This window comes from Mesotoga sp. (genome assembly GCF_035363035.1).
Classification (GTDB): Bacteria; Thermotogota; Thermotogae; order Petrotogales; family Kosmotogaceae; genus Mesotoga.
In genome coordinates, this window is record NZ_DAOSEH010000003.1 from 39,644 (window position 1) to 57,794 (window position 18,151).

Here is an 18,151-nt window from a genome sequence, read left to right on the forward strand (position 1 = left end):
ACAGGGCGCGGGCCGTGTTTAAGAGAGAAGATGGGGATGAATAGTAGAAAGGATTTTTCGATTAAAAATGCAATTAGAATCGTGTTCATACTGGCGATGCTGTTGTCTATCGGCGGCATCGGATACCTGATTTTCAGCGGATGGTTGTCCTCGGCCGAAAAGACGGCCGGGAGCATCGTGGAGACTATTGGCGAAGGCATCTACAATCGAGTCGTCTCTTTCATGCACGAGCCTGACCATATCAACGACGCCAACCGGAAGATCATAGAGAACGGCATTCTCGACCTGTACGATGAAGAGTCCAGGGACAAGTTCTTCGTCGGGGTTTTGAGCTCTCAACAAGAGGAGATATACAGTTTCAGCTACGGCACGGAAAACGGCGAATACTACGGAGCCCGCAGGAACGAGAAGGGCGTTATCGAAATAATGAGGAACGATGTCTCTACCGGGGGCAACTCCTGGTACTACTCGGTGAACGATGATTTGACGGCGGGCGAGCGAGTCGTAGTGGCCGGAAAATTCGATCCGCGGACACGCGCGTGGTACAAAGCCGTGCAGGAAGCTGCAGGCCCAGCCTTCTCACCCATCTATAAACATTTTGTGATGAGCGACCTAACCATTTCTGCAGCGTGGCCCATTTACGATAGCGATGGCAACCTGCGGGGCGTGATGGGAACGCACGTGCTTCTTTCAAGCGTCGGAGCCTTTCTCAGAGATACCGTGAACAATTATGACGGTTACGCGATTCTTTTCGAGAAAGACACGGGCGCGCTGATCGCCAACTCGACGGGGGTCGACAACTTCTCCGTTCTCTCCGACGGCACGTTGAAAAGAAATACCATAAGTGAAATGGAAGATCGTGATATACAGCAAGAGTACGCTCAATACGCAACGAGCGGGGACTCAATCTTTATCTACGGCAGCGGGAGGGAGAAGCTGTTTGTCAATGTTCGCGAGATTCAGATGCCGGGCATTGACTGGATCTTGATATCCGCGATCCCCGAAGGGCTTTACATGAGCAGTGTGGTTGAAAGCGTTTATCTGACGGCCCTTCTCGTGGCGTTTGCACTGGTGGTATCGCTTATCGCCTATCACATCGTAATCGGCAGACTCATAAGGCCTATAGACGATCTTCTCGATGTCTCCGCCGCGTTGTCCTCGGGGGACTTGTCCAGGCGCGCCGAAGTTGTTAGAAACGACGAAATAGGAAGCATATCGGAAAGCCTGAACAGGGTCGCGGACAAGATGCAGTTTCTCATAAACAATCTGGAAGAGAGTGTCGAAGAGCGAACGGAGCAGCTGTACGGCGCAAATGTGGCGCTGGAAGAAAATAAAAATCAGCTTCAACTCATTCTGGATTCCACTGCCGAAGGGATCTACGGAATCGATATGGACGGAAGATGCACCTTCTGCAATATCAGCAGCGTCAGAATGCTTGGATACAGCAGTCCCGCGGAATTGCTGGGGAAGAATATGCATCTGCAGATCCATCACAGCTATCGTGACGGAAGGCCTTTTCCTATCGACGAGTGCAGGATTTTCATGTCGATCAGACAGGGCAAAGGATTCGAAGCAGACGACGAAGTCTTCTGGAGAGCCGACGGCACTTGTTTCGATGTGGAGTACCATTCTTATCCTCAAATAAGAAACGGCGAGGTCGTCGGTGGAGTCATCACTTTTATGGATATCACCGACCGCAAAAAAAGAGAGGCGGAAATCGAATATCTGAGCTGCCACGACGTACTGACGGGTCTTCACAACAGAAGCTGTTTCGAGAACAGCCGCGATAAAATAGATATTCCCGATAATCTGCCGCTCTCGGTGGTCTTCGCAGATATCAACGGCCTGAAGATGACAAACGACGTGTTCGGTCACACCGCGGGAGACGAGCTTATAAAGAAGTCGGCCGAGATTCTTAGGCAATCCTGCAGAAAGGGCGACGTGATAGCGCGTGTCGGCGGCGATGAATTCGTGATACTTCTGCCGAAGACAGACATGGGGGACGCCGAAAAAATTCTCTCGCAAATCAAGACCGGGTTCTCGAACGCCCGTATTGAAGCTATAAAATGCAGCGTTTCGCTCGGCATAGATACGAAAACGAACAGCTATCAGTCTCTGGAAGAGACGATGGCCAACGCTGAAAATATGATGTACAGAGACAAGACCATCAATCGCAAATCGGCGAACAGGGACATCATCGATACGATCATCGAGACTTTGCATTCGAAGTATCCGAGAGAAAAGCAGCATTCCTTAGCCGTAAGCCGGTTGTGCGGAGAGTTCGGAATTGCCCTTAATCTTTCCAAGCCGGAGATCAACGTGCTTAAGCGGGCCGGTTATTTGCACGATATCGGCAAAATCGTGCTTAAAGAAAGCCTCCTGTCGAAAGATCATCTGAAAGCTTTTACGGAGGAGGAGCGAGAAAAAGTGAAACAGCATTCAGTTGTCGGATACCGCATCTTGAATCTCTTCGATGAAACGCTGGATCTTGCCGAATATGCCTACAGCCACCACGAAAGGTGGGACGGCAAAGGCTATCCAAGAGGGCTCGAAGGCGAACAGATTCCGCTGATAGCGAGAATTATATCGATAGCGGAGACCTACGATCGCGTACTCAACAGAGGAGACGGCCCCTTCGAAGAAAGAAAGAGAGCGGCCCTAAAGGCCATAAAGGATAGCGCCGGAAAGCAATTCGATCCGGAACTCGCCGGTCTGTTTGTTCAGACGATGGACAAGAGTGCCTGAGCCTGCTGTTCGGCAGCCGCTAACGGACTGGACGAAGAGAACGGTCTAGCGAGGAAGGCCGTCACGTTATTCGCGGCCGCCATCCCTGGGAAAAAGCTTCTCATTCATCGTATATGGCCCTAAGTTCTTCATCCAGGTAAGTCAGCGCTCTCGCGCCTATATAATCGGGCACGCCGTAGTGCGCCTGGGCGATCGCGCCGGTTATTGCGGCGATCGTATCGCTGTCGCCGCCGAGCGATATCGCCGTGCGGATTGCATCCTCGAACGAATCAGATTCAAGAAAACATTCGATGGCCTGAGGCACGGTCTCCTGGCAGATCTCGTTGAACCTGTACGACGGTCGGATCGCGTCGATCGTGAAATCGAGGGAGTAGTAGCTTTTCGAGATCCTGTCGCGGATTTCGCCTTTCGAAAAGCCTCGACGCGCCAGATAGACGGCGACCGATGTCGCCTCCGCCCCTTTGATACCTTCTCTGTGGTTGTGCGTGACAGAGGTTATCGTTTCGGAAAGCTTCACCGCTTCGGTTTCCGTTCTAGCGATAAATCCGGCCGGGCCGATACGCATGGCCGCCCCGTTGCCAAAACTCCTGTACGGCTTCGGGTCGTCGCTGAAAATCCAGCGGGCGAACATCCCGCCGTAACCGCAATCGGGGTATTTACGCCCGATTTCCCTCATGTATCTGACCGCCAATTCGCCCAGCAGCCGGTGGTAATTGCCGTCCAGCCTGTAGTCGTTTATCGATGTATCGACGTTCTTTTCCGTTTCCATTAACGCCTTTGCGACCGCTAGAGTCATCACGCTGTCGTCTGTGGCAAAGCAGCCATTTGCAAACAGTTCGAAATCTTTGTCGCGGTGGTTGTTGAACTCGAATCTAGATCCCACAATATCGCCAACGATCGCTCCCAGCATAGTTTTCACACCACCCCTTTCCTGTATCAGTGATTCATCTTTAGCAGATGATCTCTTATCGCCTCGAGCCTTTCGGACATGTGGGGGAAGGTTCTGTATTCGTCAGCAATCGAAGATAAATCGCTGAGGTCGATCCACTTAACCTCGGAGATGGTGTAGTAGTTTCCATTCACGTCTTCCGGTTCCGAGCCGGGAGATGGATCCGAACCGTCATACATGAAATGGAACATCTTCGCCGAGTAGTACAGTCCATCCTCCGGCAGCTCGACTTCGGCAATCATGCCCGCAGGCTCGATAGCCAGGCAGGTCTCTTCGAGAACCTCTCTCTTCACCGCCATCTCGTCGGATTCCCCGGCAACCTTTCCACCGCCGGGGAGCAGCCACTCGTCGGGTCGTCCGTCGTTCCCGCTGTGCTTTATAAAAAGCACCTTCTCTCCGTCCGTGATTACACCTTCCACCCTGTAAGATCTCTCCACGACTCTTTCAAGGATCGCTCTCCTGGCTCTGACTGTGTCAGTGTCTCCATTCTTTCGGGAGAGTTCTGCCGAGAGCAGCGCCATCTTTTCCAGAGCGTATCTCAGCGAGTCGAAATCCAGCTCCGCGAAGCATTCGGAGAAGCTCCTGTACTCACCCTCGCTCATGAATCTCTCGAGAAGCCTCGGCGAATAGAGATGGTCAGTTTTCCCGTGCACCAGCGAGAAAAGTCTGGCGAGATAGTGAAGATTCATGCTGTGTAGCGTACTTGCCCTGAAAAGATCCTTTCTGCTGAGAACGTTCCACTCCATGATGATTCCGTTGGCCAGTTCAAGGAAATTCTGCTTGAACGAGGCCTTTTTATCCAGCACAGGTCTGGTCTGGCAAAACTCCTCGATCTTCTTTCTGAATGCCCCGGATTTATCGACGAGCACGGTTCTCTCTACTTCACCGGGAAGTGCAACTCCCTTCCAGCCATCGAGTATGGCGATCTCGCTTTCCGGGTGGAAGTGGAACTCCCCTCTGACGAAGAACTTGGTGAAGACCGCAGTCTTCACGCCATGTGAGTTGGTAAAATAGAACTCCACGGGAGCGACCTCCCTCAGCCACAGCTCGTCGTCGAAACCGGGCGCCGAATCGTCTCTTATGAAAAAGTAAAACTCTATATCGGAGAACCTGTCGAAGTCATCTCTCGTGTATGAACCGTAAGAGACTACCGAGACGATTCTCTCGTCTTCCCTGGCGGCATCGACGATTTTGCGCAAAATATGAATATTCTTGGGGTTACCCGACAGCCTGTAGAATCTATCCTGTTGCATCTCCACTCCTTCCCTTCCCTTCAAACTACGTTCGAATCAGTGTCTCGATTGCATCCTTTTACAAAAAAGATAATATCACGCCTTTGTCCGCGCTGAATTATAGGGTCTCTATTGACAATTCAGAAGACAACAAGTATTATTAGTAGTACAAGTCATACTAGTTATACAAGTTGCACATGACGACGATGATGATAAATTAAGAGGGGCTGATGAATCATGAAGGCAAAATCCGAAAACAACGGTAAGTATATGGGCTCGGTGAAAGTCGGTCAAAAGGGTCAGATCGTTATTCCAAAAGAGGTTAGAGAGATGTTCGAGATCTCCCCGGGAGACACTCTGGTGCTTCTGGCAGACTCTGAGAAAGGAATAGCCATAGAACGCTATACCGTTTTTGCCAGGATCGCGGACTGGATACTATCGGGCAGGGCAAAGGAAGTCTATCCAGATAACAGCGAAGAGGACTCGATAAAATTCGCCGAAGGCATAAAATCGATCGAAGATGAAGGTGACGAGAAATGACAGCTATCGAGACAAAGAACCTGTCAAAGACATACAAAGCAACGAAGGCGGTTGAAGATCTTAACCTTACGATTGAAAAAGGTGAGCTGTTCGCCTTACTCGGGGTCAACGGTGCGGGGAAGACTACAACTATCAAAATGCTTTCCTGCCTTATAAGACCGAGCAGCGGTGATGCCACACTCATGGGAAACAGCGTTGTCACCTCGCCGCTCAAGGTGAAGGAAATCATAAACGTATCGCCTCAAGAGACGGCGGTGGCTCCCAACCTGTCTGTTCGCGAGAATCTCGAACTCATGTGCGGAATTTATGGTTACGATTCGAAGACGGCAAGGGAGAAGACCGGCAAGACAATCAAAGACTTCTCGCTTTCGGAGATCGAAAAGAGCAGAGCGAGGATACTATCCGGAGGCTGGCAGCGTAGGCTTTCCATCGCCATGGCTATCATCACAGAACCTGAGATCCTCTTTCTAGATGAGCCCACGCTCGGTCTTGACGTACTTGCACGCCGTGAACTCTGGCGCATCATAGAAAAGATGAAAGAGAAAATCACGATTGTCCTCACTACACATTACCTTGAAGAAGCGGAGGCGCTGGCCGATAGAATCGCGATCATGTCTCGCGGCAAGCTGGTCGCCGTCGGAACGGCCGAAGAGCTGAAGACACTGGCAAATGCCGGTAACTTTGAAGATGCCTTTGTTGCGCTGTGCGGGGGAGAAACGACTTATGAAAATGAGTAGTTTCGCAATCAGAAACGCCAAGGAGCTGATCAGAGACAGACTCAATCTGGCTTTCGGCATAGGTTTCCCCGTAATTGTTCTGCTGATGCTTACCTTGATTCAGTCCAACGTGCCTGTGGAACTCTTCTCCATCAAGAATCTCACTCCCGGAATCGCGGTCTTTGGCCTTTCGTTCATATCTTTGTTCTCGGGAATGATCATCGCGAAGGATCGAACGAGCTCTTTTATGTTGAGACTTTTCACATCTCCCATGAAGGCCAGAGATTACATACTGGGATACACTCTGCCTTTGATTCCCATGGCGGCGCTGCAAATATCCGTTTGTTTCATCGTAGCCGTGCTGCTGGGATTGGAAATCAGTATCAATATGCTCCTGGCACTAATCGTGTTGATGCCGGCGGCATTAATGTACATCGCGATAGGTTTGCTTTGTGGAAGCATTTTTACAGACAAGCAGGTCGGCGGGGTTTGTGGCGCGCTGCTTACCAATGGCTCTGCCTGGCTTTCAGGCGCATGGTTCGATGTCGATCTGGTCGGCGGTGCTTTCAAGGCGATAGCGAATGCTTTGCCTTTTTTACACGCGGTAAATGCCGGTCGATATGCCTTGAACGGGGAATACGGCAGAATAATGCCGGAACTGGCCTGGGTGATCGGTTATGCGGTGGCGCTCACTGCACTTGCAATCATCGCTTTCACGAAAAAAATGAACAGCGACAACCCGTGAAGAGCGGGAAGGGCCGTCCTTCGTAGAGCGGAACCTGAGGCTAGAGGTAAGAGGCAGGAGGTGTGAAAAGCGTGAAGGTCTTGATCTTCTTACCTCTGACCTCTCCCCCTCTTACCTCTGTCGTCTTTGCGTTCCGACGCTGTGCGTCCAGGTTTTTGGTAAAAACAGAGATTAAGAAGACAGAATTACTTCAATAGACCCCTCCCGGATCTTTACTGGCGGGAGGAGGTCACGGCGTTTTCGATGGCCTTCAATATAACTTTGCTGCTGTAAGTCGCGCCGGTTATAACATCTATCTGAACCGACTGGCTCTTTATAACAGCCGCGGTTATCGTTTCGGCCGCCTTTCCCTTCCCGTTGTCGTGCTTGAGGATATCTATATCCGTGATTGCGTGGTTTTCGACTTTCACCCTCACGGTTGCCTTTACAATGCCGGCGCTGTAGCTGCCCTCGTAACTTCCATCGTTCACAGATGCCAGATTAAGGCTGCCGAACTCGATGGTATCCAGCACCTTGAGGCCTTCCTCGAGTTTCGGAATCACCACGGTCACGAACACGATGATCGCAGCTGCCGCAATTATTGCGATAACTACCAGTACCCTGATTAGCGATTTTCTTTTGCTCATTCACTTCCTCCCAGAATGTCCATAACGAAAGATACGTTTCCCGATACGTTTTCAAGCAGAGTATCGCGATCAATGTCTGTCAGGCCGAAGCTTAGAAAATACAGGTTGCCGAACAGCATCGAAGAGAGAATATTCTCGACTCTGGCGAGAGTCGCTTCACCCACGTTGTGGTCTTTCATCACCGAGTGAAAGAGGTCCATTCTCTGATGGGCCATTTCGGTGAAATTGGGCGCGGCCTCCCGATCGGTGCCTTTCCCGAATCCACTCATGAAAATCAGTTTGAAGATCTCCGGTCTGTCGAGAAAGTATTCGGCGAAATATCTGTAGCTGGTTTCCAGTCTTTCCAGCGGAGTCATGCTGTCTGTAAGGCGAGCGCTTATGTATTCCATAGCGTCCACGGCGTAACTGTCCTTTACTGCACCTATCAGACCGTCCATGCTCCCGAAGTAATTGTAAACCGAGGCCGGAGAGTATCCTGCCAGCTCGCTGACTCTCCTGATATTAAGGGCCTTGATCCCTCTTTCTTCAATTACCTGACGCGCCGCTTTTATAAAATACTCTCTGTTTCTTTCGCGACGGATTTCACTTCCCCTCACCCGATCACCTCAGCTTTTGAAGGAATCGGCGAAGGTTTGAATGTTTTCCTCGAAGAGCTTCGGGGTCGGCTTCCCCTTCGAGAGGGCCTTGATAATTGTCCTGGAAAAGAAACCGAGGCGTTCCATGTTGAACTCGCCTCCGAAAAAGCCTTTCGCCTTGCATGAATCCAGAAACTCGCCCGGGAAGTTCTGCTTCAGGTACTCTTCGAACTGTGGCCGGTCGCCGCCCATGCAGAGAAAGACTCCGACGTTTTTCGATTTGAGAGAGTTGAGGTTTTTCCCGACGAACTCTTTGATCGGCTTCTGTATCTGGCCGGCCCTGACAGAGGCTCCGATTATGACGTTGTCGCAATCAGAAAACCCGGGATTGGGATTTTTCCCGATATCGATCACTTTCACCTCTCCGGGGAGTTTTTCAGAGAGCATTCTGGAACACTTTTCCGCAGTTCCGCTTTTGCTGGCGAAGATTATTACCGTGCGCATCATAGTTCCTCCTGTGTTGTAAAGATACTGAACATTGTTCAATTTATGACGCAAGTTTAATTCCGTCTCTCCTCCGCTGTGTTTCGGAAAGGAAAAATCTTCATTCCAATAGCCTTTCCTTCGAAAAGAAAACTTCTCTTGCAGTATTCCGGTGGTATGTTATAATTCAATGCGTTGAAATTCCCGCTTTGCCTTAAAGGCAGGGCCACAGTCCAAGGGAGGAGGCAATAAATGATAAGGATCTACGAAACAATGTTCATCGTCTCACCTAGGCTCGATGAGGAAAGCAGAAACTCGATGGCCGAAAAGGTGAGAGACTACATCGTCGAACGTGTGGGCGGTACAATCGAGAAGTTCGACAGATGGGGTATCAGGAAGCTGGCTTACAGGGTAACAAAAGGCTTTTCCGAAGGAGATTATACCGTTATTCAGTTCAAGGCCGATTCGGAGAGTGTGGATATCCTCGAGAAGTTCTACGGAATCACGCCGGAGATCTTCAGATGGCAGACTTTCAGAAGAGAAGATCTAGAGAAGGCCGAAAAGAAGGCCCTTCTGAAGAAAGGGACCTCCGAAGAAGAGCTTCCGGAAGGACAGACCGATGCAAATACGGTAGAGTCCCCGGTGGTTGAAGGTTCTGAAGCGGTAAGTGAAGAGACCGTAGAAACTGTGGAAACGGAGGAATAACATGTCTATCAGCTACAATCATGTCGTTCTTATCGGCAGGCTAACACGGGATCCCGAGATCAAATTTGCCGCCAGCGGCACTCAGATCGCGACCTTTTCCCTCGCGGTAGATAGAAACATACCCTCTTCCGGTAACGACAACACCGATTTCATAAGGATAGTCGCCTTCGGCAAGACGGCCGAGTTCATCGCCAACTACCTGACCAAGGGACGGCTCATCCTCGTGGAAGGCTCGTTGAGAATAAACAAGTGGAAGACGCAGGAAGGCGAGTCGCGTTCGAATGCCGAGGTAGTGGCCTCGAATGTCCGTTTCATGGAAACTAAGGCCCAGGCCGTTTCGACCGGGGGATTTGAGAAGGCTCCGCAGGAGGACAGCGTGGTTGGAAGCACCGGAAACGATGATATTACTTTTTTTGGCAGTGAATCTGAAGATACGGGCGACGATATCCCGTTTTGATACAGGAGGAACGACATGGTAAGAGACAACAGGAGAAGAATGAGAAGCAAGAAGAAGTGCAGACTCTGCGGCTCGAAGACCACCTACATAGATTACAAGAATTTATCCCTTCTGCGCGAGTACGTGACTGAAAAGGGCAAGATAATACCCAAGAGGATCACGGGCAGTTGCGCGAAGCATCAAAGGATGGTCAAGGAAGCCATACAACGTGCCAGGTTCATGGCTTTGCTTCCTTACACCAAGGAGTAAACGAAAACGGGAGGCCTGGAGCCTCCCCTTTTTTAAAGGAGGGTTTCTATGAAGGTCATACTGCTAAAGGACGTCCAGAACGTTGGAAAAACCGGCGAAGTGAAAACCGTTTCCGACGGTTATGGCAGAAACTTCCTGATTCCCAGGGGTCTGGCGGTCGAAGCCAACCAGAGCGAGCTGGCCAAGTTGAACTCCGAAAAGAAGAAAAAGGAAGAAAAGGAAGACAGAATAAAGAAGGCGAGCGAGGAACTGCTCAGCACTCTCCAGAAACACCACTTCATAATAAAGGTGAAATCCGGCGCCAGCGGCAAGCTTTTCGGCGCGGTGACTTCAGCCGATATAGCTTCCCACATAAAGAACGTTCTCGGACTGGAGATCGACAGACGACACATAGATCTGGCCGAGAACATCAAGCAGACGGGCGAGTACAAAGTTGACATAAAGCTTCCCGGAAGTGTCAGGGGACAGATAGCGATTCGTGTAGAGAGCCTGGAGGAGAACTGAATTGGAGTTTCAGATCTTCTCGAAAGCGCTGTACTCTACATGGATTCTCTACAGACCGGAAAGGATTCTCTTCGATTCGGGCGAGGGTATCTCCACCATACTTGGAAACAGCGTCTACGCCATAAAAGACGTGTTCATGACCCATGGACATGTCGATCACATCGCGGGACTATGGGGACTCATCAACACCCGAAACACAGCCATGGGCGACAGGAACAAACCCCTCAGAATAAACTACCCGGCCGGAAACAGGGCTATAGAGGCCTTTCTGGATTTCATAGTCGGCATGAACCCGAGATTGAGATACGACATGATCCTCAACCCGCTGGACGATGGCGACGAGGTTTTTCTGAGAACGGCCGGCAGCTTCAAAAGATCGGTAAGACCCTTCAGGGTTAAGCACACGGCAGGAGAGATCAGTTGCGGCTACCACATTTACGAAGAGAGACGCAGGCTGAAGGAAGAGCTCTCGGGTCTGACGTCGAATGAAATAGCCTCGATAGTTCGTGAGAAGGGCAGGGATGCCATAACAGACACCTATACCCAGAAGATAGTGACGATAAGCGGCGACACTTTCGCTCTTCCTCCAGAGACAATAAGCAACTCCGAGACCCTTTTACACGAATGTACTTTTCTTCAGGAAAAAGACAGGCGAAACCAGAACCATTCAAGCGTCGAAGAGGTCATAGATAGTGTGAAACACAGTGAGGGAATAAAGAGACTGATATTGTATCATATATCGGGAAGGTATACTTCCAGAATGAAGAAATGGCATTCCTTCGTCCAGAAGGAACTCGAAGATACGGGAGTGGAAGTGTACGTAGTTCACCCAGAGCACGTTTTCACATTGTGAAAACCTGTGCACAGTACTCCGGGAGGAGGTAAAGCATGGGTTACGTAGGTTGGATGATATTTGGTTTGGTACTACTGGTTGTGGAGATACTGACCCCGACGTTCTTTTTCCTGTGGTTCTCCATTGGAGCCTTCCTGGCAGGTATCGTAGCGATGTTCACCACCAACGTCGGCTGGCAGATAATAGTCTTCGCCGTAAGCAGCGCGCTTCTGGTGTTGCTCACCAGACCGATAGCGAAAAAGCTCTCTAAGGGCGATTCCCCAAAAAAGATGTACATCGACGGCCTTGTGGGATCTACCGGCAGAGTGGTGGTCGAGATAAATCCCTCTATGGACAGAGGCCTGGTGAGGATCGAGGGAGAAGACTGGAGGGCCAGCTCGACCGACGGCGGAACGATCCCCGTCGATACACCGGTGAGAGTGGTGAGGCTCGAAGGAACCACGATATTCGTGGAAAGAAAAACATAAGAGTAGGGGAGGAGTGAGAGATGATCATAGTATGGCTTGTACTCGCGGCAGTTATATTCATAATTGCGGCATCGGGTATAAAGATAATAAGACCCTTCGAAAAGGGTCTGGTAGAAAGGCTTGGAAAGTACCGGAGGGAAGCCCAGCCGGGTTTGCAGTTCATAATTCCCTTCATCGAGAGAATGATAAAAATCGATCTCCGCGAGACCGTGATAGACGTCCCGCCGCAGGAAGTCATCACCAAGGACAACGTCGTCGTGACGGTCGATGCGATAATTTACTACCAGATCACCGATGCTTTCAGGGTAGTTTACAACGTAGCCAGCTTCGAGATCGCCGCGATAAAGCTTGCGCAGACTAACCTCAGGAACGTTATCGGCGAAATGGAACTCGACCAGACGCTCACCTCAAGGGAAAGGATAAACGTAACCCTGAGAGAGGTCCTCGACGAGGCCACCGATAAGTGGGGCGTCAAGGTCACGAGGGTCGAGATAAAAAAGATAGATCCGCCACAGGACATCATGGACGCCATGTCCAAGCAGATGAAGGCCGAAAGAACGAAGAGGGCCGTAATTCTAGAGGCAGAGGGTTACAAACAGTCGGAGATAACCAAGGCCGAAGGCGACAAGATGTCGGCGATACTCCAGGCCGAAGGTCAGAGCGAATCGATCAAGAGGGTGGCCGAGGCCAACAAATTCAAATTGATAGCCGAGGCCGAAGGTCAGGCCGACGCCACAATCAGCGTCTTCAAGGCGATCCATGAAGGCGACCCGACGAAGGACGTCATCGCGATACGCTACCTCGACGCTCTGAAACAGATCGCCGACGGAAAGGCCAACAAGGTCTTTCTGCCTTACGAAAGCAGCGCCATGTTGAGCTCTATCGGTTCTATGGCCGAGATCTTCAGGGAAAAGTCAACCTCCCAAGAACGGGAGAGTACCGGCGAGAAGTGATCTGATTGCTGATACAGGAAACCATCGAGCTACTCATCATACTGCTCTTAATATCGGCCCTGGCCACCGTATTTGCGGTGGCCACGGTTTTTGCCTTCTATCTGCGTGTCAGAAGACCGCCCGCTCTCCTGATGTTCATGAACTCGGCGGCTTCCACGACCGTTACGCTGCTCGGCTCGCTGGTTTTGACCGACAACAGGAAATTATTTCTGACCTTCCTCTTTTTCGTGGCTTACTTCTTCATCTACAACTCTCTCGGCAGACATATAACCAGTTACGACGATACTTTCAGGATACTCTTCCTTTCCATGGGGTACACCAGGGAGGAGTTTTTCATGAATTACCTGCTCGTCCAGGGGAAGTGGAAACTGATAGAGAGCAACATCTCCTTCGCATCAAGCTCGACATTTATCATCATTTTTTCCGGAGAACTGGCCCGGTTCTTTCCCGATCAATGGGTCGGCGTCACACTCGTCTTCGCGGTTTCCACCTTCGTTTTGAGTGTGAGTAGATGGATCGGGGAGGATTTCAGAAACAAACTATCAAAGGAAGAGTAATATACTTATGGTATTATACCCCTATAGGGTATTTATACAACCATATTAGGAGGGATAGAGATGGAGAAGAAACTGCTGCCAGACAATATCATTAAACAGGTGAAAGAGGTATTCTCAGCGTTGGAAGGACCGGTGAAGGCGCTTTTTTTCAGGAGCGAGAAGAAATGTGATTACTGCAATACGGCCGAACAGCTTTTGAATGAGCTGTCGGGTATAAACGAAAAACTCGCCTACGAGGTCTTCGACGTGGATTCCGATATGGCCCGCAAGTACGAGATTGAGCTGGCGCCGAGCATAGTGCTCCTCACACCCGATGGCGACGACAAGGGAGTCAGGTTCCTGGGTGTGCCGGCCGGCCACGAATTTGGAACGCTCCTGCAGGATATAGTGACCTTCTCGAGGGGTGCGAAACCCGAACTGTCGAAGGAATCGCTCGAGAAGATAGAGGCGATAGACAAACCCGTGGAGATAAAAGTCTTCGTTACAACGACCTGCCCTTACTGCCCAAAGGCCGTATTGACGGCCCACCACATCGCCATGGCCAACAAGAACATCAAGGCTTACATGATCGAGGCCAACGAGTTCCAGGAGATGTCCATGAAGTACGGTGTTTCATCCGTTCCGCAGATAGTTATCAACGACAGAGTTACCTTCGTCGGAGCCTACCCCGAAGGTCAGTATGTAGAACAGGTATTGAAAGCGCTCTGAGGAGGGAAAGAGATGTCGTTCTTCGAGCTGGGAAGCGCCAAAAAAGCGGAAATTGAAGACAGATACGACATAGTTATAATCGGTGGCGGACCTGGTGGTATCACAGCCTCCATCTACGCCATGCAGGCCGGTCTGAAACCGCTGATAATCGAAAAGGCGATCGACGGAGGCCAGATGAACAACACCCAGGCGGTGGAGAACTGGACGGGTTTCACCAGCGTCGGCGGCATGGAACTTAGTGAAAAGATGGCCGAACACGCGAGAGCCTTCGATGTGCCTTTTTTCTACGGCGAGGTCGTGGATGTAGAACTCGAGGGACCGGAAAAGGCCGTGATCCTGGACAACGGCAGGAGGGTCGCCTCCAGAGTGATCATCGTAGCGACGGGTTCCAACCCTAGAAGTCTGGGTGTGGAAGGTGAAGAGGCTTTCAAGGGTAGGGGTATAAGTTACTGCGCCACCTGCGACGGCCACTTCTTCACCGACAAACACATCGCCGTGATCGGCGGTGGCAACAGCGCGCTGGATGAGTCTATATACCTGAGCAAGATGATCAGGAAGATAACGATAGTTCAGAACCTGCCGAAGCTGACGGCCGACAAACTCCTCCAGGATAAATTGAACGCTACCGGAAAGGTCGAGTACATTTTCAGCTCCGTGGTCGAATCGATCGAGGGCGACACGCAGGTCCGCGCCATAAAGATCAGGAACCAGGAAACCGGCGAAACCACAAAACTGCCGATCGAGGGTATGTTCGTCTTCATAGGACTTCTGCCCAACAGCGGCTTCCTCAAGGGGAAACTGCCGCTGAACAGGTTCGGCTACATACAGACCGACGGGAACATGGAGACCGAAGTGAAGGGCGTTTACGCTATAGGCGACGTCAGGGAAAAGGAAGTGCGCCAGATAGTCACGGCCGCCGCCGACGGGGCGATCGCCGTTTACCACGCGGCCAGGACCTATTTCGACGGTTGATCGAAAAACCTGTATAGAGTAATAAGAGCGCCTCCGGGCGCTCTTATTTCTTTTCCACCATGTCGGCGGGGGAATTGAGTACTTCGATGATCCCCTTCTCCATATCGACGCTCACCCACTGGCCCACCGGAAGCACAAGCTTCGGAAAATCTCCGTGGTAGCTCGGCATACCGATCCAGACAGGGATGTCTTTGCCGAGAAAGTAATCGTTTATCAGCTTTTTGATATCGTTCAGATCGCCGTTCTTTATCTCGGTGAAACCGGCGAAGATTACCCCGCGCAGAGACGAAAAGCCGTTTATGTGAGCGATGTTCCATATCATTCTCTCGAGCGATTCCTTCGACTCGCTGACGTCTTCCAGCACCAGAATCGCGTCTTTCAAGGAGCCCAGATACTCGGTGCCCTGCAGGGCCTGGAAGAGCGACAGGTTGGCCGGAATCAATCTCCCCGTCATAAGGCCGGGTATCACCGGTGTGGAAGTGTAGTTGAACCTTATGGTCCTGTTGCCGTTGAAGAGGTCCATTATGTTCTTAAGCGATTGGCCGTCGCTTCCAAGCTCCACGGCGACCATAGGCCCGTGATAGGTGACGATCCCCGTCTTGAAGTAGATGGCCAGCAGGAGTGCCGTTATATCGCTGTAACCCACGAAGGGTTTGGGGTTGGCGGCGATACTCTCCCAGTCCAGCCAGTCGAGAATGTTGTACGATCCGTAGCCGCCCCTGGCCGTTATGATCGCTTCGTACTCGGGATTCGAGAAGGCTTCGTTCAACTCCTGGGCCTTCTCCCGCGGAGAGAGAGAAACCTGACAGCTCCTTCCGACGACGACCCTGAAACCGGCGTTCCTGAGCGCGGCGACACCGGCGTCGAGTTTGCCCCTGTCGGGAAAACTCGATGGAGCCGTCACGAAGACCGTTCTTATCTCTCCTGCCGAGAGCGAGTTGCTGAGAAGCAAGAAGTTGAGCAGCATAATCATCAACCAGACCTTTCTCATTAGAATATCCTCCAGTGAAAGCTATACTTAATAGTTTGCCATCGACGGGAGTCAAAATCAATAAGCCTTTGAAAAGATTCTTCGCAAAACTCAATCATAACCTACGCCTCTATCGCCCAGACCGGGGCTGTAAATCATCGACCGAGCGATCCTGAAAAGCAGGAGGAGCGGTACCGTGCCGATAACCGAGGCCGCGGCGAAGAGGTTCCAGGAAGTGTAGTAACTCCTTATCTCGCCGGCGTAGGAGAAAACTTTCAGCGAAAAGGGCATCATTTCGCTCCGGTTCAGCATGATCAGGGGCAGCGTGAAGGAACTCCAGCAGGAAACCAGTACATAGGTCAGAACCCCGCCAACGACCGGCAGCGAAAGGGGGAAGAGTATCCTCCAGAGGTAGCCGGTCCCGGAGAGACCGTCGAGCCTAGATATCTCGCGTAGTTCGCGAGGCACCGAGGCGAAAAAGCCGCCGAGAACGAGCAGGGCCAGAGGCGCCGATTGAACCGTTACGACCAGGGCGACCCCGAAGAAACTGTCGGTCAGACCGATACCCCTGAATATGAAGTAGAGAGGCAACAGTGTGTGCATCCCCGTGTAGAGGCTTCCCAGCAGCACCAGCGAGGACGTCGCCTTCGCAAGGAAGCCTTTTTTGGTGGCGAAGAGATAGGCCAGAGGTATTATGGTTCCCAGAATTATCGCAAAGCACCAGAGGGCCGTTTTAAGAGTGTTGAAGATGGTGTTCAAAAGCCCGTCGCCTATGACCCTCGGATAATTCGCCGCTGTGAGCGCATTCAGCGAAGGGATTATCTCTCCCTCTACGGAGAAGGAGAGAAGGAGAATGTACGCGACGAGAAAAACCGTGGGCAGGAGCGAGAGGATCAGCAGCGAACTTTTGAGCCATCGGGAAAGCGTGAAGTCGATCGAGGGAAACCTGTACCTCATCGAAAGGAGAATCAGAGGAACGCTGAGAAAGCTGGCCGGCACTATCCCGCTCACGCCCTCCAGCGAGATCTTCACCACATTCATGATTATTTCGTATATGATCAAAGCTCCGACGGTAAGGCGGAAAAACCTCCTGTGGCGCGGTATGGTGAAGGGGAGAAGCGAGTAGGCCGTTACCGGTACCAGAAACCAGAAGCTCCAGCCGGTGTAGGCCCCCAGAAAGAGATGCGCCACGGCGCTCAGGAAGAGGATCTGTCTGTGGCGTTTCGGGACGCTGTTTCTGGAGAAGACGGCTCCGAGTATCCATAGAATCGCGAAGCCCCCCGCGAAGACGGCGTAGGCCGAGAGGAGACCGTAATCCTTGACGGCGGCGAACTTCCTGAAGAGAACTACCCCGGCAAAAGAGGTCGAGCCGACCAGCGTCTGCGGCGTGAAGCCCTCCGGCAGCAACGGCCCGTTACCCGAAAGGAGAAAGACCGATGTGAACTCCTTCGTCGCCCTTGCCAGCTGGAAGAGGGCGTACGGTACCATGAGATGGCGTATCTCGCCCAGCAGGAGCGTCGCACTCGCGAAATCTCCGGCACCGTCCAGCCTCATCATATCGTCCAGCTCCCCGGAAACCCTGCCGAGCATTCCGACTATTATCATCGTTGAAAATGGTATCGACAGCCAGACGCTCACCAGAAGCGTGGCGAGGAAGGCCTGGGCCGGATTGAGCGTGAGATCGACGCCCGTTCCCAGAACGATGTTCAGCAAAGAGTAGCCTCCGTAGCCCTGTATGAAGGCCCTCCATCCCGACACGGTTATAAAGGAGGGAACGAACCAGCCGAGCGCCAGCAGTAGCAGCGCCAGCCTTCCGGTTCTTGAGCTTTTTCTCAGCTTCAGGGCTAGAAGAAACGAGAGCGATATCTCCAGCGAGGTTCTAAGAAAGGACCACAAAGCCGTCAGCTTGAGCGAGAGTTTGAAGCCGGAATCTTCGAGGATTTTCAGATAGTTGTCAAAACCGGCGAAGAGAGGCCTCTCCTGATAGACGCCGTAACTGGTGAAGGAGATGAAAAGGGCCCAGAGAATAGGGCCCACGATTGTCAGCAGAACGATCAGGAAGGCTGGAAGACCGAGCGTCCAGTTCTTCCTGACCACGAACTGCAGCGAAATTAGAGCGAGTAGAACGAGCAGCGCTGGAAGCAT

At 51.6% G+C, this 18,151-nt stretch carries 21 protein-coding genes; 14 read left to right on the forward strand and 7 right to left on the reverse strand.

Annotated elements, in window-relative coordinates; all coding sequences use genetic code 11:
- Window positions 1–36 precede the first annotated feature (36 nt).
- Entirely contained in the window at window positions 37–2,745 is a 2,709-nt protein-coding gene (locus tag PKX57_RS01070) for a diguanylate cyclase (protein ID WP_472415803.1), read from the forward strand.
- Window positions 2,746–2,845: 100 nt separating this feature from the next.
- On the opposite strand, the gene PKX57_RS01075 is transcribed toward PKX57_RS01070, so the two are convergent.
- Entirely contained in the window at window positions 2,846–3,655 is an 810-nt protein-coding gene (locus PKX57_RS01075) for an ADP-ribosylglycohydrolase family protein (protein ID WP_472415837.1), read from the reverse strand.
- Between the two features lie 26 nt (window positions 3,656–3,681).
- Window positions 3,682–4,971, reverse strand: a complete 1,290-nt coding sequence (locus PKX57_RS01080; protein WP_472415805.1) for an NUDIX domain-containing protein — start codon at window positions 4,969–4,971, stop codon at window positions 3,682–3,684.
- Window positions 4,972–5,163: 192 nt separating this feature from the next.
- Between PKX57_RS01080 and PKX57_RS01085 the strand changes: the two genes are divergently transcribed.
- From PKX57_RS01085 to PKX57_RS01095, 3 genes are read left to right on the forward strand one after another with little or no spacing between them, the layout of a single operon-like run.
- A complete protein-coding gene (locus tag PKX57_RS01085; RefSeq protein ID WP_213920526.1) occupies window positions 5,164–5,466 on the forward strand; it encodes an AbrB/MazE/SpoVT family DNA-binding domain-containing protein in 303 nt (100 codons plus the stop codon).
- On the forward strand, window positions 5,463–6,203 hold the full coding sequence (locus tag PKX57_RS01090; RefSeq protein WP_214049010.1) for an ATP-binding cassette domain-containing protein: 741 nt from the start codon (window positions 5,463–5,465) through the stop codon (window positions 6,201–6,203). Before PKX57_RS01085 ends, PKX57_RS01090 begins: the two co-directional genes overlap by 4 nt.
- On the forward strand, window positions 6,190–6,927 hold the full coding sequence (locus tag PKX57_RS01095) for an ABC transporter permease (protein WP_472415807.1): 738 nt from the start codon (window positions 6,190–6,192) through the stop codon (window positions 6,925–6,927). The genes PKX57_RS01090 and PKX57_RS01095 overlap by 14 nt, the downstream gene beginning before the upstream one ends.
- 212 nt (window positions 6,928–7,139) lie before the next feature.
- Here the strand turns inward: PKX57_RS01095 and PKX57_RS01100 are convergent, their stop codons facing one another.
- The 3 genes from PKX57_RS01100 to PKX57_RS01110 are packed head-to-tail and all read right to left on the reverse strand — an operon-like array spanning window position 7,140 to window position 8,632.
- Window positions 7,140–7,553 carry an FMN-binding protein gene (locus tag PKX57_RS01100; RefSeq protein WP_213920529.1) on the reverse strand — a complete coding sequence of 138 codons (414 nt, stop codon included), beginning with the start codon at window positions 7,551–7,553 and terminating at the stop codon, window positions 7,140–7,142.
- Window positions 7,550–8,149 (reverse strand): TetR family transcriptional regulator, encoded by a 600-nt coding sequence (locus PKX57_RS01105; protein WP_213920530.1) that lies wholly within the window; start codon window positions 8,147–8,149, stop codon window positions 7,550–7,552. The genes PKX57_RS01100 and PKX57_RS01105 overlap by 4 nt, the downstream gene beginning before the upstream one ends.
- Before the next feature lie 9 nt (window positions 8,150–8,158).
- Window positions 8,159–8,632, reverse strand: coding sequence for a flavodoxin domain-containing protein (locus PKX57_RS01110; protein WP_472415809.1), 474 nt, complete (start codon window positions 8,630–8,632; stop codon window positions 8,159–8,161).
- A gap of 231 nt (window positions 8,633–8,863) precedes the next feature.
- Here PKX57_RS01110 and rpsF point away from each other — a divergent pair, with 231 nt between their 5' ends.
- The 10 genes from rpsF to PKX57_RS01160 are packed head-to-tail and all read left to right on the forward strand — an operon-like array spanning window position 8,864 to window position 15,036.
- On the forward strand, window positions 8,864–9,316 hold the full coding sequence (rpsF, locus tag PKX57_RS01115) for a 30S ribosomal protein S6 (RefSeq protein WP_472412420.1): 453 nt from the start codon (window positions 8,864–8,866) through the stop codon (window positions 9,314–9,316).
- Between the two features lies 1 nt (window position 9,317).
- The gene (locus PKX57_RS01120) at window positions 9,318–9,773 is read left to right on the forward strand and encodes a single-stranded DNA-binding protein (protein ID WP_169700637.1); all 456 of its coding nucleotides are present in this window, start codon (window positions 9,318–9,320) and stop codon (window positions 9,771–9,773) included.
- A gap of 15 nt (window positions 9,774–9,788) precedes the next feature.
- Entirely contained in the window at window positions 9,789–10,022 is a 234-nt protein-coding gene (gene rpsR, locus PKX57_RS01125) for a 30S ribosomal protein S18 (protein WP_169700636.1), read from the forward strand.
- Window positions 10,023–10,070: 48 nt separating this feature from the next.
- Window positions 10,071–10,526, forward strand: a complete 456-nt coding sequence (gene rplI, locus PKX57_RS01130) for a 50S ribosomal protein L9 (RefSeq protein WP_472415811.1) — start codon at window positions 10,071–10,073, stop codon at window positions 10,524–10,526.
- A 1-nt stretch (window position 10,527) separates the two neighbouring features.
- A complete protein-coding gene (locus PKX57_RS01135; protein WP_472415813.1) occupies window positions 10,528–11,379 on the forward strand; it encodes an MBL fold metallo-hydrolase in 852 nt (283 codons plus the stop codon).
- A 35-nt stretch (window positions 11,380–11,414) separates the two neighbouring features.
- Window positions 11,415–11,846: an NfeD family protein gene (locus PKX57_RS01140; RefSeq protein ID WP_213920536.1), complete on the forward strand. Its 432-nt coding sequence runs from the start codon at window positions 11,415–11,417 to the stop codon at window positions 11,844–11,846.
- 20 nt (window positions 11,847–11,866) lie between these two features.
- A complete protein-coding gene (locus PKX57_RS01145; protein WP_470745628.1) occupies window positions 11,867–12,799 on the forward strand; it encodes an SPFH domain-containing protein in 933 nt (310 codons plus the stop codon).
- A gap of 5 nt (window positions 12,800–12,804) precedes the next feature.
- The gene (locus tag PKX57_RS01150) at window positions 12,805–13,356 is read left to right on the forward strand and encodes a hypothetical protein (protein ID WP_213920537.1); all 552 of its coding nucleotides are present in this window, start codon (window positions 12,805–12,807) and stop codon (window positions 13,354–13,356) included.
- Between the two features lie 60 nt (window positions 13,357–13,416).
- Window positions 13,417–14,064 carry a protein disulfide oxidoreductase gene (gene pdo, locus PKX57_RS01155; protein WP_214049158.1) on the forward strand — a complete coding sequence of 216 codons (648 nt, stop codon included), beginning with the start codon at window positions 13,417–13,419 and terminating at the stop codon, window positions 14,062–14,064.
- Between the two features lie 12 nt (window positions 14,065–14,076).
- Window positions 14,077–15,036 carry an NAD(P)/FAD-dependent oxidoreductase gene (locus tag PKX57_RS01160; RefSeq protein ID WP_472415815.1) on the forward strand — a complete coding sequence of 320 codons (960 nt, stop codon included), beginning with the start codon at window positions 14,077–14,079 and terminating at the stop codon, window positions 15,034–15,036.
- Between the two features lie 43 nt (window positions 15,037–15,079).
- On the opposite strand, the gene PKX57_RS01165 is transcribed toward PKX57_RS01160, so the two are convergent.
- The gene (locus PKX57_RS01165; protein WP_472415817.1) at window positions 15,080–16,027 is read right to left on the reverse strand and encodes a S66 peptidase family protein; all 948 of its coding nucleotides are present in this window, start codon (window positions 16,025–16,027) and stop codon (window positions 15,080–15,082) included.
- A 90-nt stretch (window positions 16,028–16,117) separates the two neighbouring features.
- On the reverse strand, window positions 16,118–18,151 hold the full coding sequence (locus PKX57_RS01170) for an ABC transporter permease (RefSeq protein WP_472414668.1): 2,034 nt from the start codon (window positions 18,149–18,151) through the stop codon (window positions 16,118–16,120).